The following is a 16598-nucleotide window of genomic DNA, read 5'->3' on the forward strand; positions in this document are numbered from 1 at the left end:
CTCCGGTCTAATTAACTGTTTGTTAAGATACATGTGAATAAAAAGGAACAAGATGCTCAATAACATCTTTAATCGTCGTTTGATCTTCCCCAATAGCCTTCTCAATTCGCTTAAATTGAAGCTCAAGCTCTACTCTATTGATTTGAGTTGGCTTACCGATATAAATGCGTTCATGCTGTGTTGAAGTTACCGCTTCTTCATCAGTTAAAAGCTCCTCGAACAGCTTCTCCCCTTCGCGCATACCGCTAAAGTTAATATCGATATCTACATTAGGCTCATAGCCAGATAATCGTATTAAATCCTGCGCTAAATCAAGTATTCTAACCGGTTTGCCCATATCCAGGACGAAAATTTCTCCACCCTTGGCGAAGGAGCCTGCTTGGATAACCAACTGCACCGCTTCCGGAATCGTCATAAAATATCTAACCATATCCGGATGAGTTACGGTGACGGGTCCGCCTGCTGCAATTTGCTCCTTGAATCTAGGAATAACACTGCCGCGGCTGCCGAGTACATTACCGAAACGGACGGCAACAAACTGTGTAGCACTTGTCGTATTAATACTCTGTATGTACATTTCTGCAATTCTCTTCGTTGCTCCCATAATGCTGGAAGGATTTACGGCTTTATCGGAGGAAATCATAACAAATCGTTCTGCTCTATACTTGTCCGCACAATCCGCTACGTTTCTTGTCCCAAATACATTGTTTTTTACGGCTTCTGATGGATTACGCTCCATTAATGGGACATGCTTATGGGCTGCTGCATGGAACACGACCTGCGGTCTAAACTTTCGGAATACATCATCCATTCGGTTGCGATCCTGAATATCCGCAATGACGGTTTCCAGCTGAACATTCGGGTATTTGCTTCTCAGCTCCATTTCAATGGTGTAAATGCTGTTCTCTCCATGCCCTAGTAGCAGCAAACGCGCAGGACTAAACGAGGAAATTTGTCTGCAAAGCTCTGATCCGATGGAGCCACCTGCGCCCGTTACAAGCACAACTTTATCGGATACATAATTTGCAATTCCCTCTAGGTCTGTCATTACGGGTTCTCGTCCCAGCAAATCTTCGACTTCTACATTCCTTAGTGATTTGACAGCCAAACGTCCTTTAATAAAATCATTAATAGCTGGAATAATCTTCACCTTTGCGCCAGTCAACTTACAAATATTGATAATATCGGATATGTGCGCCCGCTTGGCAGACGGCATTGCGATAATAATGTCATCGATTTGATACTTCTCGACTAGCTCCTCGATATGCATCCGATTCCCAAGAACCGGCAGGCCGCATACCTGCATATTACGTTTATGTAGATCGTCATCAATAAAACCTATGATACGATTGCCAGTGAAGCTGTTGCTCGTCATGATTTCTTTAGCGATTAACGCTCCGCAATCTCCTGCGCCTACGACCAGCAGGTTGTTTGCTAAATCTTTCTTCTTCGTTCTGTTTACTCGGATTAATCGCCAGAGGAACCGCGATCCCCCCATTAATAGCAGCATTAACTCAAGCGTTCTGGAAGTGATGGAGAGCGGCACTCGTTCACCATAAAGCAAATAGGTTGCTACGTAGGATACGATCATTCCGATTATAATCGCCTTAGCAAGCTCAACGATTTCTCCAATACTGGCATATTGCCACATGCGTCTGTACATTCGGAAAAATGCCAAGCTACCGCCGCATATTATAGTAGTTAATAGAGCAAATAAAAGCATCTGTGACTCGTAGAAGGGAGGAATTTTTCCATTAAAACGAAACATGTATGATATTGAGATAGCAACCCATATAATACAAATATCTATTACCAGTATGATTAGCATTCTATTTCTATTGCTAAGCTTGCTCACCTTGCTCATCCCTCCACGACAGCTTTCTTCTACGAAATGACTTTTTTTATTTATCTTGAACACCGTAATAATAGTAATATGCTTCTTCATTGGCTTTGCGTTTTACATTGTTAAGTACTACACCAAGAATACGAGCATTGACGCTCTCTAAATTTTTCACAGCCTTAGCCGCGATTTCACGTTTTACTTTCCCCTGGTCTACTACCATGATCACACCATCGCTCTTTGTAGCGACAATCTGTGCATCGGTAACCGCAAGCAGCGGAGGCGTGTCAATTAAGATAATGTCATATATTTCTCTTAGCTGCGCCATAATTGCAGTCATACGCTTCGAGCCCATCATTTCTGCCGGGTTTGGCGGAATCGCTCCAGAAGTAATAACATCCAAGTTCGGAATATCAGTTACCTGAATCACTTCCTCCAGTGTGCATTGCTGGGATACGACAGACGACAGCCCCCAACGGTTGGAGATAGCGAAAGTATGATGGGCGGTTGGCTTACGAAGATCGGCGTCAATTAGAACAACTTTTTTCTCCGATTGCGCGAATGTGACAGCAAGGTTCGTAATCGTAGTCGATTTCCCTTCGCCCGGACCTGCCGAAGATACCATTAATACCTGAAGCTTCTCATCGATAGAAGAAAACTCAATATTGGTCCGTAGTGCACGATAGGATTCTGATATGGGGGAACGGGGATTCGTTAGGGTAATAATATGACGCTTATTTTTCAATCGAGACACGCTCTAATTCACCTGCCTTGTAGGTTTGTTTGGCATTGCTTGTTTGGCTAGAATTAGCATCCTCCGTATTCATCCTTGAAATCATTGCTAGTGTGGGTTGGCCCAAAAATTGCAGCACATCCGCTTCCGTCTTAATCGTATCGTCCATATATTCCAGCAAGAATGTGATACCTACCGCAATCATGAGGGAAACAACAAAAGCAATCGCAACATTCAATGGAACATTTGGCGCTACGGGGCTTGGCTGTGCATTTACAACCGCTTCATTCAGAATCGATACATTCTCGACTTGGAATATATGCTGGATCTCTTCTCGAAAAACATTAGACACGGCATTCACGACTTGAGCGGCTTGCTTATAGTCCACATCTTGAACAATTAACGTCATAACCTGCGTATTATTTACAGAGCTGACTTGAATTTTGCGCGCAAGCTCGGTTGCCGTTAGTCCAAGCTCCGGATATTGAAGCGCTACCTTATCCAAAATAGCCGGTGTTTTTATGATCTCTTTGTACGTATCGATCATTTTGATGTTGGAGTTAATTTGATTAAGATCGAGCTGACCGGTAGTCATTTGTGCCGATGTTTGGTTCACGATAATTTTCGTCGAAGCTTCATATACAGGGTCTTTAAAAAACATGCTGACAACAGCTGCAGCTGCAGTGCATATAAACACAAATACAATAATAAGTGCTAATCTCTTTTTTATGATCGCCATGTACTGCCTTAAATCTAGTTCGTTAGACACTGATTACTCCTCCGCCGCATATAGTCTTATAGAATCACTTCGATCCTTAAGCACTACCTATCTTTCCATAATAACCTATAATTCTACAGTACCCTACGATTTTTCCCAAAAAAATCTTCCTCTCATCTGCATGAGAGGAAGATTTCAACACTATCAGGAACTAGTTGTCGAAATTTAGTGCTCTGTAAATAATTACAGCAGCTTCTGCGCGCGTTGCGTTGTTCTTAGGCAGGAATTTACCTGCATCGCCGATTACGATTTTGTGAGTAGCGGCAAAAGCAACGCCATCTTTCAATGTGTCACTAATTTTGCTTGCATCCGCGAAGCCCTTAAGCGCTGCGTCAACATTCGTAATATCCGCCGCACCTTTGGAAACCTTCAATGCACGTGCAATCATCGTTGCCATTTCAGCACGAGTAATGGTTGCGCTAGGATCAAACTTCGATGCCGAGCGGCCGTTAATGATTTTAAGTTGAGCCGCAGCAGCAACATACGGTGCAAACCAGTCAGCTGCATCCACATCTGCAAACGCTTCTGTTGCCGAACCATTTTCCAAATCCAGAGCACGGATAAGCATTTTTGCAAACTCAGCGCGAGTTACTTTATCCTGTGGAGCAAACTTACCCGCAGATTTGCCTTCGATTGCGCCTTTAGCGGCTACTACTTGAATTTCGCGGCCAGCCCAAGCCTCAACCTTAGCAATATCAGTGAACGATACTTTATTTTCTACAACAACATAGGATGAGAACGAATCACGAGATTCGATAATCGAATTGCCGGATACACGGCCGCCATGGAATACTAGCTTGCCATCTACGATTTTCGCTACGGAAAGTAGCTCTTTATCAAGGCCTGTCGTGTCTCCAAGCGGAATGCTGATTACGATCGGCTGGTCGAAGGAAGTTTTTGCAGTTCCGCCAACCGTCAGGTTGAAGTCGTAAACTTCCGACACGGATTTCAACGTGCCAACAACTGCTGCACTCGCGTCTGTTTTGTTAATAGTAAGAGAGATAGCAGATGAGAATGTTCCGCCAACGGGAATAGTCACATCAAATCCACCAACAACAAATTTAGCGCCTGATATGCTGCCAGCTGCTGCTGCTTTCACAGCTGCATCAGAAAGATTCAGAACAACATCTTTTTGTGTTACTGTGCCAAGATCAAATTTCAAAGCCGTTTTTGGAAGTGCGGAAGCTGGTGCCAATTCCTTCACTTTCGCTGCAACAGCGTTAATTCCGGCAATCACGGACAATAGGCTGCTTTCGTTTAGCTGAAGAACAGCTTTTCCGTTTATGATACTTACATTCGAAGCAGCGTTAATTGTCGCCAGCTTCTCAATTTCTGCTTTAGCATCGGTAACGAATTTTGTAATAATAGCCACTTTCTCAGCTTCAGTTGCTTTATCTAGCGCTGCTTTCAAATCATTTAGCAATTTGTCCGTTGATTCAGGAAGCGAAGCTGATGGCACTACAGGACCAGGTGTTCCCGGCGTGGTCGTGTTCAGTGATTTATAAGCTGTGAACAACGCGCCAGCCGCTGCAGTAAATTTCGTATCATCAGCAATCGCTGTTCTCGTGCGCGTCAACACTTCTAGCACGTCATCTGTGTTCACTTCATAATGAAGAAATAATTTTTCAACGTTATATTCTTTTGCTGACAATTCATCCAACACATCGTTCATCAATTCTTTTACACTATTTTTATCCGTCAATAGTGCAAGGAGCTCTGTTAAATCCTTAGTCCCAACTTGTTCAACAAGCTCTTTTTGAATATCGAAGAAATAGAGAGCGATATCATCTACTGTAAGAGAAACATCGGCACGCTCAGCAAATGTTTCGAGCAACGGACTGTACTTTGTCCGAAGGGCTTCAAGCTCTGTTACCGAAGGAGAGTAGGACAAATCAACTACATCTAAGAAAAGCTCCTCCAACTCATCTCTTTCTTCACTCGTAGGATTGAGCTTGTCTACGATCGGATCAACGATATCCGCTTGCGTATGTACTTCCAAACCTCTTAATGCAAGTGCAAGCGCTTCAACTTTCTCCAAACCGCCTGTCGCAACAAGTGCGTCATACAACTTTTTCACATCCGTCGCAAGCTGGGAACCTTCAAGGGATGAAGCATAAGCTACACCGTTTACTCCAAGCTTCTCCGCTAGGCCTTTGTTACTAAGCGGAATGCCAGCAAAAGCCGTTAGGGCTACGCTTGCTGCAATCGTAGATACTGCAAGTTTCTTTCTTAATGTCACTTTCTTTCACTCCTAATATATTAAAATAGCGGCACTCATCTAGTAGATGAATGACTAATAACGCCGAATGGGGATTACCCGATATGTACTTGCTGTATTTTCCAATCATTCAAGGGCAGGCTATCTTTTGTAAAATAAGGAAGCGAAACGACGTACGAGGCCCTTGGAGGATGCCGATGCTGCGGGTTGATCTTGGAAAGATATGTCTTCTAATACAGATTTAGCATTTGATTGCAAATAATTAACCCACTGTTCTCCCATCCGCCTCTCAATGGCATCATAAGCTTCGCGAAGTCGAAAACCGCGGCGGACAATATGATGAGCATCAGAAGAAACGATGTGGATACAGCCGGTTTGTAACAGCGACCAAGCGGATTGTTCAATACGTTTGCCAAATCCCCCTAGCAACGAATGGGTCGTTACCTGGGCGAAAGCTCCTGCTTCAATAAGCTCAGCTAATCGTTCCGGGTGCTTTACAACCTCTGCATTCCTTTCGGGGTGAGCAATAATAGGCTTTAGTCCTAGGATATTAAGCTCATGAATGAGCTCGATCATCGCCTTCGGTATACGAGAGGACGGCATTTCTATTAATACATAACTAGAACCGGCTAATGGGAGCAGCTCATTTCTATACCAGGCATCCAGCAAATCATCATGAACACGAATTTCTTGCCCAGTCCGAATAGTAACAGGCACACCCGCAGCCATTAACTTGTCGTTAATACTGTGGGTGTGCTCGGCTACGTCTTGTGCTGTGTTGGTATAGGTCCCATTGGCGTGATGCGGAGTTGCAATAATGGTTGTGATTCCCTCTGAAGCGGCTGCCTTGGCCATGTCCAAAGTATCATTCCAATTCGCTGCACCATCATCCAATCCGGGTAATATATGTGTGTGGATGTCTATCATGCAGATCTCACTTCCTATGTAGAATTTGATCAAAGCTACCTGATAGGCAGGTTTGTAACTATTCTACCACAAGAAGATAGATCTTTCAGCACTTCTCGATACAATTCGACAGTTCTTACGACAAAGATTAGTATAGCCTACGATTACCATAAATGTAAGACAAAATTTGTAAAAATTAATATTTGTTCAGAAATTTTTCAAATGTCTTTTTTACAAAAGCTCTTTACGAAGCTCTGCTGCAGATTTCGGTGATAGGTAGGCATAGGGAATATCAAACACGGTTTTTGCGCCGGTTTGTCCTTGCTTGGCCATCTTGTATGCCGCTCTCGCGTAAGCAACGAGAACACTCGCTGTGAATTCCGGATTGCTGTCAAGCTTCAAACCGAATTCAATAATTTGTGTGCTGTTTTCACCTGTCCTGCCGCTGCGCAGCACCGTGCCGCCGTGAGGCATCGAGGAGTGTTCAGCCTTCATTGTTGCTTCGTCGATAAAATGAACCGTTGTATTGTAATCAGAGAAATAGTTCGGCATGCTGCGAATTTCCTCGGCAATGGCCTCTTGATCAGCACCCTGCTCCGCAACGATGTAGCAATCGCGGATGTGCTTCTCACGAGTGGTCAGCTCCGGGTTCTCACCGCTGCGAACACGATTAACCGCGTCTTCGCTTGGAATGGTGTATTGCACGCCGTGCTTTACGCCTTTTACTCGACGAATCGCATCCGAATGCCCTTGGCTCACGCCTTTGCCCCAGAACGTGTATTCCTTGCCTTCAGGCAGAATGGCTTCTGCAAGCAGACGATTCAAAGAAAACAAGCCTGGATCCCAGCCTGTTGATATCACGCTTACTTTTCCACCTGTGCTTGCTACTGCATCCACTTGCTCAAAATAATCCGGAATACGCGCGTGCGTATCAAAGCTATCTACCGTATGGAACATACGTGCAAAAGCTGGCCCTTGCTCCGGAAGATCCGTAGCCGAGCCGCCGCAAAGAATCATAACGTCGATCTCATTGACGAAACGCTCAGCATCCTCAATGGAATACGCTTGAACAGCCGAAGGAATCGAAGCAGGGTCCCTCCGCGTAAAAATAGCATCCAACTTCATGTCCGGGCTTTGCTTGATTGCCAGCTCTACCCCGCGCCCCAAATTGCCGTAACCCACGATACCAATGCGAATCTGTTCTGTCATGCTGCCGCCACCTCAATTTTATTTTATATCGTGCTTAGATCCAGCCTCTAGCTTCCATTGCCGCTGCAATCCGTTTAATCGAAATCATATAAGCTGCCGTACGAAGATCGGTATGATGCTCTTTAGCAAGGTCGCGAACGGCCACATACGACAGAATCATATTCGTCTCCAGCTTCTCCAGCACCTCTGCTTCGCTCCAGTAGTAGTTCATCAAATTCTGTACCCATTCAAAATAAGAAACCGTCACGCCGCCCGCATTAGCAAGCACGTCAGGAATAACCGTAATGCCGTGGCTTGCAAGCACACGGTCTGCTTCAGGAGTCGTAGGGCCATTAGCTGCTTCTGCGACGATTTTTGCTTTAATACGGTCCGCATTCGCGGCTGTAATTACGTTCTCCAGAGCAGCCGGTACCAAAATATCAACATCCAGCTCAAGCAGCGCTTCGTTAGAGATGATGTAAGCTTCGCCATACTCGCGGATAGACGCTGTGTCTTTGAGCATAGAAATTTTCTCGATATTAATGCCGTTCGGGTCGTAAATACCGCCTTTGGAATCGCTGACCGCTACGATTTTGCAGCCTGCCTCGCTAAGCAAACGCGCAGCAATACGGCCCGCATTACCAAAGCCTTGAATGGCTGCAGTCGCGTTCTGTACAGGAATATTCATATCATTTAGCGCTGCCAAAATCGTATAAACACAGCCTTGCGCCGTCGCTTCGTTGCGCCCCTTCGAGCCGCCAAGAATAAGCGGTTTGCCGGTAATAACGCCTGGTGAGTTCACGCCTTTCAGCCTGCTGTATGTATCCATCATCCAGCCCATAATTTGCGGCGTAGTGTACACATCTGGCGCTGGAATATCTTTATCCGGACCTACAAAATCAGCGATCGCTTCCATAAACGCGCGGCTTACGCGCTCCAGCTCATTTTTGCTAAGAAGACGCGGATCACAAATTACGCCGCCCTTGCCGCCGCCGTATGGCAACCCGACAACCCCGCATTTGAAGCTCATCCACATGGAGAGCGCTTTAACCTCGTCAAGCGTTACATCCGGATGAAAGCGAATACCGCCCTTTGTCGGTCCAATCGCATCATTATGCTGGGCGCGATACCCTTCGAATACGCGGATCGACCCGTCGTCCATACGTACGGGAAAGCTAACCGACAGCACGCGCTTCGGCTGCTTCAAGATTTGCGTAACATGCTCAGGCAATTGCAGATGTGCTGCTGCCGTGTCAATTTGCTGCTGTGCGATTTGGTACGGATTCAATGTTTCTTCCACTAAACTCACTGTCATATCAGGTTCAGTCCTTTTGCGTAGAGTCCGACTCCCAATCCAGGAAAAGCCGCTTTTCTGATTCTACCTTTTTCAATAGTATTTTAAAAGAAAAATTTCGTTAAATAGTGCAAAAAATCTACACATTTATCCATTGTCATGTTAGGTTTCATTGAGTGATAGCAACAGTAACATATAACATGGAATAGAAATATATGTAATTTTTCCATTCATAAAACACACAAAAAGAAAGGAGCAACAGAAGCCAGGCTCCCATCACTCCTTTCTATTAGTATGCACAGCTGCATACAGAAGTATAAATTTTATCAATGCCTCAGCACTCCTCTTTTATTTCATTGCCGGATAGGCTTCTTTAAGCGCGCCATAGCTGTCCACGATTTCCTGATGGAATGCATGTTTGCGTGAAATCCCCATATGCGAGGCGATAACCTCATGAATTCCTGATTGTGCGATTGCCGCTTGAAGAGTAACCGCCTCCTCATCCTTCTCGTAATCGAACAGGAGCGCCGCAGCGATAGCGGATGTCAGATGAGGAACAGGAATTCCGAGCTCGCGCGCCTGCAAGGCCGGCCTGACGAGCCGGTCATTCAAGGACAACTTACGGATCGGCGAGCGGCCGACGCGGATTACACTGTCCGATAAGCGGGGGTTTGTGAATCTTTTCATCATTTTTTGAACATAACGATCATGCTTTTTCTTATCCCAATGGTACTTGGATGTAAGGATACTCCCAGTCTCATTCAGCACCTCTGACAATTCGGATCGAATCCTCGAATCACCCATCGCCTCTTGAATCGTTTCATAACCCTCAAGGTAGCCGTGATAAGCCGCCGTGCAATGACCCGTATTAACGGTAAATAGTTTACGTTCAATGTAAGGTTCAAGCGCGTCTACATACTTTACCCCCTCAATTTCCCGAAAGCCATCCATCATTGCCGAGCGGTCTACAATCCATTCAAAGTAAGGCTCTACCGTGACTTTAAGCGGATCATCATGCTCTTGAACCGGAACGATGCGGTCAACGGCCGTATTCGGAAAAGCTATACAGCTATCCGCTTCTTCATGCCACTCCGCTGGCAAATGCTCATACACACGCCGTTTGAGAAGCGAGCTGCCCGATATCGCATTCTCGCAAGCAATGATATGAAGCGGTTTATGATTCCGGCCTTGAAGACGAAGCTCGATGCCTGCTGCGATGGATTCGGCAATATGCTTCAGCGCCGTAACGCCAACCGCCGTTGTCACGATATCTGCCGTCGCAACGGCTGCTGCCACCGCCGCTCTGTTTTTGCCGTTGATCGCCGTTACGTTGTTCACAACCTCCGTATCCCGCGCCTCGTTCGCAAGCGTGACCGAATATTGTTTGTTCTGCTGCAGCAAATGAATCTTTCTTTCATTCCGAGCTACAAACGTAACCTCGTAGCCCGCATGGGACAGAAGAAGACCGATAAAACCTCTTCCGATATTTCCAGCGCCAAAATGAACAGCCTTCATTGTCCGAACCCCCTTTTACTTGGATGGTATCGTCTCGCCCATAAAATTTCTGAATATTCTGATTTATTTAATTGCGCCAGGACACATTCGTGTTTCATCCTGATTGTTCACTTGATTACCGACTTTAAAGCGCACCTGCTGCCATCGCGTGAAAATCAATATGCGATAAACATTCCGCATGGTAATAACGGTCAGATTTATCAAAGTCCAATGACTTCGTAATCGTATTCGGAACGATAATGCAGGACATGCCCGCAGCCAGAGCCGCTCGCGCCCCGTTAGGTGAATCCTCAATTGCTACCGCCTCGCTCGCCTCAACGCCTAGAGCAGCCAAGGTCTGCATATACAGCTCTGGATCCGGCTTAACCTTTGCCACATCATCCGCTGTCCGAATGGTTTCGAAATAGTGCGCAATTTCAAGCTGCTCCAAATATTTATCAATCCAAGCACGCGGCGAGCTGGAAGCAAGACCGATCCTCATGCCCGAGTCCTGCGCATCATTCAAATAATCCAAGATGCCGGATCGAACCTGTTCGCTTTGCATGAGGGATGTATGCTGGAGATGCACCGATTCGCGGAAGGTATCCTTGTCTATCGGAAGCTTCAAATCCGTCATTAAATATTCATAGGGATTAAAGTTGTGCAAGCTCGTGCCGATACAGCCCGAGTATTGCTCTAACGTGAGCTCAACCCCATGCTCCAAGTAAGCATCGCGAAATGCATGGTACCATGCCGTTTCCGTGTCAATAATCGTCCCGTCAAAATCAAAAATAATAGCTTTAATCATCAATACATCTCCTCCTAAATATCAAAATGTTAGATTACCTAACAAAACCGTAACATTATTTAAAAGCAGGAGTCAAGGAGGCTAACCGCCCAAACGACCGTTTTCAAGGTTGTTCGACTCTCTTCAAAAAGAAGCGGAAACCGTTGATACCACTGGTTTTTTCACGGATCTTGCAAACGCTTCTATAATTTACGAAAAAAATTTTCAGACAATTTCATTCAAACGCTTACATCCTCATTTCTCAGATTTCCTCCTAACCATTCGATACAAAAAGAGCATGCCATGGGAGATTACTTCACCTCCCTGGCATGCCCTATAAACAAGCGTAAACGGCTGTCGCCGTCCTCTGTGGCAAAAGCAGTCGTTTCGCGGAGATATATAAGCACATTTATATGTGAAAACATATAAATTCTTATATATTAACAAAGTGCGCAGCACTTCACATTAAATCATTTGTCCGCCTGTCTTCGAGGAAGGAACCACTTGCTCCGTCCGTTTTTTACGTTCGATGCTGATCCAAATCAATCCTGCCGCCATACAGCCTGCGCCGCACATTTGCAGCAGCGCGATTTTCTCATCGAACATCAAATAGCCTGCAATAACCGCAGCGGCCGGAACCGCATAACGGAAGAAATTAGACCGCGTGGCTCCCACCTTGAACATGCAGGCATTCCAGACAACAAAAGCCAGCACTGTACAAATCAGAACATTGTAACCAATAGATAAGTATTGGCCTGCATTCAATGCGGACCAGTTCGTTTGCCCCCAAGAACCGAACGTAAGCGGCAGCATGAACAGTGATCCGAACGCAATCGTCCAAGTGCTTACCCGAAGGGCTGAATATTTTTTCATAAGCGACATTGAGCTGAGATTGAATAATGGACCGATAATGCTGACGCCAAACGCCATGACATTGCCGAGCATATTTTCGGAGGAAAGACTGAAGCCCTCATCCCCGCCTAAAATGACGAAGCAAACGCCGACTATCGATATCCCGCCGCCAACGATGAGCCGCATCGTAATTGTTTCCTTCATAAACAGCGGTGCGAACAACGCGGCAAAAATCGGCCACGGCGCCACGTTTAAGAGTGAAGCATTCGCTAAAGTCGTGTACTTGATCGAGTACATAACCGTAATTTCGAGCAGCGTAATGCCGATAAGCCCGATTAACGCCAGCCTCGGCACGATGCGCCATGGAATGGCCACGCTGCCCTCGGTTAGCTTAAGGATCAGAAAGAAAAAAGGAACAGCCAAGCCAAATCTCAAAAACGAGAACACGATCGGATTAAACGACTCCATTGCCAATCGAGAAATACCGAAGTTTGCTCCCCATACGACAGCAATTAGAATCAGTCCGCCGTAATTCAACCACTTGTTATTCATTCTTTTCGCCCCATCTATTCGCAATTGTTCTTATACGTAAAAGCCTCATTCATCATAGCATGGGGAATCGCAGAATAATGCACCGTTTTTGGCTCATTTCTTATGCATTTTAAACTCAAGGAACAGCTCGTTGTAATGGGCCAGCATTTTTTTGCCGAGATTGTCATATACCTCCAGCTTCCCTGTCAGCTCCTCATTTGGATAAAAACGTTCGTCGCCGGATATTTCCTCGGGCAGCAAGGCCAGCGCAGCTTTGTTAGGCGTCGAATAGCCCACATATTCCGCGTTCTGAGCAGCTACCTCGGGATCGAGCATAAAATTAATAAACTGATGGGCACCTTCGATGTTTCGAGCCGTCTTCGGTATGACCATATTATCGAACCACAGGTTCGAGCCTTCCTCCGGCACGACGTAATCGAGCTTATCGTTCTCATCCATAATCTCCGAGGCATCCCCTGACCAGACAAGTCCTGCGGCCGCCTCCTCGTTCGCAAGCAGCATCTTAATCTCATCGCCCACTATCGCTTTGACGTTAGGCGTCATTTCCAGCAGCTTCGCTTTCGCCTCCTGCAAATGCGATTCATTCGTATCATTGAGCGAATAGCCTAAACGGTTTAGCCCCATGCCCATAACCTCGCGCGCGCCGTCGAGCAGCAAAATTTGATTGCGCAGACGCTCATCCCACAAGTCATCCCAGCTGGAGAAAGTCAGGCCTCCTACTAGCTCCGGGTTATAAACAATGCCGACCGTTCCCCAGAAATAAGGAATCGAATACGCGTTATCGGGATCAAACGATAGATTCATGAATCTTGGATCAATATATTTCAAATTCGGAAGCTTGGTATGATCGAGCTCTAGCAGCAGGCCTTCCGCATTCATTTTGCTAATCGCATACTCGGAAGGAACGCTTACGTCAAACGTCGTACCGCCCTGCTCAATCTTGGTCATCATCGCTTCATTGGAATCGAAGGTTTGATAAATGACCTTAATGCCGGTTTCCTCTTCAAAACGCTCCAGCAGCTCGGGGTCGACGTAATCGCCCCAATTGTAAATCGTGAGGGTACGGTCGCCGCTGTAGCCCTCGCTTGCATTCAAATAAGCCGTCAAGTACATGAGTCCGAGCGAAACGGCAATAACAACTACGAACATGCGCACAAGCTGCTTCATCCGCGCCCCTCCTTCACCGGCGGCTTCGCGTTCCGCTGATTAATAAAGTAATAACCGACAACCAGAATAATCGTAAACAGGAAAATCAGCGTCGACAGGGCGTTGATCGACAATGATACGCCCTGGCGAGCCCTAGAATAAATCTCAACCGACAGCGTCGAGAACCCATTGCCCGTCACGAAGAACGTCACCGCAAAATCATCAAGCGAATAGGTCAGCGCCATAAAGAATCCAGCGAAGATGCCTGGCTTGATAAATGGCAGCACGACCCGCGAGAGCACCTGCCATGAGCTGGCGCCTAGATCCCGCGCCGCGTCGATGAGGGTGGAGCTCATTTCCTGCAGCTTCGGCAGAACCATGATAACGACGATAGGCACACTGAACGCGATATGCGACAGCAGCACAGACACGAAGCCGAGCTTAATGCCGATCATCGTAAACAGAATCAGGAACGAAGCGCCGATGATGACATCGGGACTGACGATCAGCACGTTGTTGAACGTAAGCAGCGTCTGCTTCGGACGGTTTCCCCTTACGTGATGAATAGCTATCGCCCCCATAACGCCTAAGATCGTCGAGATCGCCGCGGACAACAGCGCGATGACGAATGTATTCAGCACGATGATAAGCAAGCGTGTATCAGCAAATACTTCTTTGTAGTAATCGAGCGTGAAGCTCTCGAAGCTGCGCATCGACCCTCCGCTATTGAACGAATAGAACATTAAATAGAATATCGGCGCATAAAGTACAGCAAATACAAGCACTAAATAGATGTTCGACCATTTATTTTTTCCGCGCATCCGCTGCACCTCGCTTTCGGTTGCCGGTCAGCAGCATCATGGCTGCCATTGCTAAGATGAGAAACACGGCGATCGTCGCCCCCATGCCCCAGTCCTGCGTCACGAGAAAATGCTGCTCGATGGCCGTGCCAAGCGTGATGACGCGATTGCCGGCAATGAGACGAGTAATCATGAACAGGGAAAGTGCCGGAATAAATACAGCCATGCAGCCGGATTTCACGCCGCTGATCGTGAGCGGGAAGATGACGCGGCGGAAGGTCGTCCACGCCGATGCGCCGAGATCCCGCGCCGCGTAAACGAGCGCCTCGTTCATTTCCTCCAGCGCATTGAAGATCGGCAAGATCATGAACGGGATAAAGATATAAACCGATACGAAAATAAAGCTAAAGTCCGTGAACAGGATCTGCTGCTTGCCTACACCGATGGCTTCAAGAACGGAATTGGCAAAACCGTAAGTACCGAATAAGCCGATGAATGCGTAAGCCTTGAGCAGCAGATTGATCCAGCTTGGCAAAATAATAAGCAGCAGCCACAGCTGCTTATGCTTCGTTCTCGTTAATAAATAAGCCGCGGGATAAGCCGTCAGCAAAGAAATAGCCGTAATGAGAAACGCATACCAGAACGAGCTGAGCGTCATGCGCATATAAACCGGCGTAAAAAACTTCGCGTAGTTGCCGAACGTAAAGTTGCCCTCGACATCAAAAAACGAATAATAAGCAACCAGTACAATCGGCGCAACAACAAACAACACGATCCACGCCATATAGGGAATGAGATAAAAGCTGCGTGATTTATTTGACATCCGCGGCCTCACTGTACGCTTCGAGGCGTTTATCGTATTCTTCTTCCGACTCGCCTAGACGCATGACGTGAATGGCTGCCGAATCGAAAGTTAGTCCAATCTGTTCTCCTACCGCTACTTTGCGCGTGGAATGGACGAGCCATTCATTCCCCGCTTCATCATAGCAGCAAATTTCGTAATGAACGCCGCGGAACAGCTGCGAATCCACGCGCACCTGCAATTTGCCATTCTCGGGAGCAGTTATCTCCAAATCCTCTGGCCTAATTACGATATCAACCGCTTCATTGGGACTCAGTCCTTGGTCCACGCAGGCGAAGGCACGCCCGGTAAACTCCACCTCGAAGTCACGCGTCATTCGGCCAGGGACAATGTTGGACTCCCCGATAAAATCGGCAACAAACCGGTTGATCGGCTCATCATAAATATCCGTCGGCGTTCCGCTCTGCTGTATCTTTCCTTCATTAATAACAAAAATTTCGTCAGACATCGCGAGCGCTTCCTCTTGGTCATGCGTGACGAAAATAAAGGTGATGCCCAGGCGGCGCTGCAGCTCGCGCAGCTCGTACTGCATTTCCGTGCGAAGCTTCAGATCAAGCGCGGATAGCGGCTCATCCAGCAAAATAATTTCCGGCTCGTTTACAATCGCGCGGGCAATCGCTACGCGCTGCCGCTGGCCGCCGGACATCTCGGAAATTTCGCGGGATTCGTAGCCGTCCAAGTTAACGAAGCGGAGCGCCTCCTTCACCTTGGCGGTCACATCGGCATTTTTCATTTTTTTGATACGCAGCCCGAAAGCTACATTCTCGAACACGTTCAGATGAGGAAACAGCGCATAGTCCTGAAATACGGTATTCACTTGACGCTCATTCGCAGGCACGCGGTTAATTACCTTCCCGTTAAAATAAATGAGGCCCTCGGACGGCTCGGTAAAGCCGGCGATCAGCCGAAGGATGGTTGTTTTGCCGCAGCCGGATGGGCCAAGCAGCGTATAAAATTTGCCTCTTTCTATCGTAAAGCTGACAGCCTTCAATACAGCGGCAGCATTAGAATCATATTGCTTCGTTACATGCTCAAAGCGAATGATCGTTTGATCTTGCATATCGCATTCCCCTTTTGCCAATTTAGAAGAAACAATAGTGATTATACAGCATCCCCGCAAATCAGCAATAGTAAAAGAAAAATGATGG

General features: G+C 46.7%; 14 protein-coding genes. All 14 read right to left on the reverse strand.

Translation table 11 applies throughout. The features are described from left to right. Positions 1-22: 22 nt before the first annotated feature. Positions 23-1864, reverse strand: a complete 1842-nt coding sequence (locus AC1DLI_RS10055; protein WP_477602022.1) for a polysaccharide biosynthesis protein — start codon at positions 1862-1864, stop codon at positions 23-25. A 37-nt stretch (positions 1865-1901) separates the two neighbouring features. Then, on the reverse strand, positions 1902-2594 hold the full coding sequence (locus tag AC1DLI_RS10060) for a CpsD/CapB family tyrosine-protein kinase (RefSeq protein WP_477602024.1): 693 nt from the start codon (positions 2592-2594) through the stop codon (positions 1902-1904). Next, a complete protein-coding gene (locus AC1DLI_RS10065; protein ID WP_477602026.1) occupies positions 2575-3342 on the reverse strand; it encodes a YveK family protein in 768 nt (255 codons plus the stop codon). Before AC1DLI_RS10065 ends, AC1DLI_RS10060 begins: the two co-directional genes overlap by 20 nt. A gap of 160 nt (positions 3343-3502) precedes the next feature. Further along, complete coding sequence (locus AC1DLI_RS10070; RefSeq protein ID WP_477602028.1) at positions 3503-5590, reverse strand: S-layer homology domain-containing protein; 2088 nt, start codon at positions 5588-5590, stop codon at positions 3503-3505. Positions 5591-5710: 120 nt separating this feature from the next. Further along, a complete protein-coding gene (locus AC1DLI_RS10075; RefSeq protein ID WP_477602030.1) occupies positions 5711-6496 on the reverse strand; it encodes a tyrosine-protein phosphatase in 786 nt (261 codons plus the stop codon). Positions 6497-6706: 210 nt separating this feature from the next. After that, positions 6707-7684: a diaminopimelate dehydrogenase gene (locus AC1DLI_RS10080; RefSeq protein WP_477602032.1), complete on the reverse strand. Its 978-nt coding sequence runs from the start codon at positions 7682-7684 to the stop codon at positions 6707-6709. A 34-nt stretch (positions 7685-7718) separates the two neighbouring features. After that, complete coding sequence (locus AC1DLI_RS10085; protein WP_477602034.1) at positions 7719-8978, reverse strand: Glu/Leu/Phe/Val family dehydrogenase; 1260 nt, start codon at positions 8976-8978, stop codon at positions 7719-7721. Positions 8979-9305: 327 nt separating this feature from the next. After that, a complete protein-coding gene (locus AC1DLI_RS10090; RefSeq protein WP_477602036.1) occupies positions 9306-10472 on the reverse strand; it encodes a mannitol-1-phosphate 5-dehydrogenase in 1167 nt (388 codons plus the stop codon). A gap of 124 nt (positions 10473-10596) precedes the next feature. Continuing rightward, positions 10597-11259, reverse strand: a complete 663-nt coding sequence (locus AC1DLI_RS10095) for an HAD family hydrolase (protein WP_477602038.1) — start codon at positions 11257-11259, stop codon at positions 10597-10599. A gap of 444 nt (positions 11260-11703) precedes the next feature. Continuing rightward, entirely contained in the window at positions 11704-12642 is a 939-nt protein-coding gene (locus AC1DLI_RS10100; protein ID WP_477602040.1) for a DMT family transporter, read from the reverse strand. Between the two features lie 93 nt (positions 12643-12735). Beyond that, positions 12736-13809 (reverse strand): ABC transporter substrate-binding protein, encoded by a 1074-nt coding sequence (locus AC1DLI_RS10105; RefSeq protein WP_477602042.1) that lies wholly within the window; start codon positions 13807-13809, stop codon positions 12736-12738. Then, positions 13806-14609 carry an ABC transporter permease gene (locus AC1DLI_RS10110; RefSeq protein ID WP_477602044.1) on the reverse strand — a complete coding sequence of 268 codons (804 nt, stop codon included), beginning with the start codon at positions 14607-14609 and terminating at the stop codon, positions 13806-13808. Before AC1DLI_RS10110 ends, AC1DLI_RS10105 begins: the two co-directional genes overlap by 4 nt. Next, positions 14593-15411, reverse strand: a complete 819-nt coding sequence (locus tag AC1DLI_RS10115) for an ABC transporter permease (RefSeq protein ID WP_477602046.1) — start codon at positions 15409-15411, stop codon at positions 14593-14595. The genes AC1DLI_RS10110 and AC1DLI_RS10115 overlap by 17 nt, the downstream gene beginning before the upstream one ends. Beyond that, positions 15401-16510, reverse strand: a complete 1110-nt coding sequence (locus AC1DLI_RS10120; RefSeq protein ID WP_477602048.1) for an ABC transporter ATP-binding protein — start codon at positions 16508-16510, stop codon at positions 15401-15403. The genes AC1DLI_RS10115 and AC1DLI_RS10120 overlap by 11 nt, the downstream gene beginning before the upstream one ends. Positions 16511-16598 lie beyond the last annotated feature (88 nt).

The organism is Paenibacillus sp. 01T443 (genome assembly GCF_056398325.1).

Bases quoted from the DNA above. Each gene is read 5' to 3' on its own strand.
- AC1DLI_RS10085 (WP_477602034.1), bottom strand. From the start codon at position 8,978: ATGACAGTGAGTTTAGTGGAAGAAACATTGAATCCGTACCAAATCGCA.
- AC1DLI_RS10080 (WP_477602032.1), bottom strand. From the start codon at position 7,684: ATGACAGAACAGATTCGCATTGGTATCGTGGGTTACGGCAATTTGGGG.
- AC1DLI_RS10120 (WP_477602048.1), bottom strand. From the start codon at position 16,510: ATGCAAGATCAAACGATCATTCGCTTTGAGCATGTAACGAAGCAATAT.
- AC1DLI_RS10115 (WP_477602046.1), bottom strand. From the start codon at position 15,411: ATGTCAAATAAATCACGCAGCTTTTATCTCATTCCCTATATGGCGTGG.
- AC1DLI_RS10105 (WP_477602042.1), bottom strand. From the start codon at position 13,809: ATGAAGCAGCTTGTGCGCATGTTCGTAGTTGTTATTGCCGTTTCGCTC.
- AC1DLI_RS10110 (WP_477602044.1), bottom strand. From the start codon at position 14,609: ATGCGCGGAAAAAATAAATGGTCGAACATCTATTTAGTGCTTGTATTT.
- AC1DLI_RS10090 (WP_477602036.1), bottom strand. From the start codon at position 10,472: ATGAAGGCTGTTCATTTTGGCGCTGGAAATATCGGAAGAGGTTTTATC.
- AC1DLI_RS10055 (WP_477602022.1), bottom strand. From the start codon at position 1,864: ATGAGCAAGGTGAGCAAGCTTAGCAATAGAAATAGAATGCTAATCATA.
- AC1DLI_RS10095 (WP_477602038.1), bottom strand. From the start codon at position 11,259: ATGATTAAAGCTATTATTTTTGATTTTGACGGGACGATTATTGACACG.
- AC1DLI_RS10100 (WP_477602040.1), bottom strand. From the start codon at position 12,642: ATGAATAACAAGTGGTTGAATTACGGCGGACTGATTCTAATTGCTGTC.
- AC1DLI_RS10075 (WP_477602030.1), bottom strand. From the start codon at position 6,496: ATGATAGACATCCACACACATATATTACCCGGATTGGATGATGGTGCA.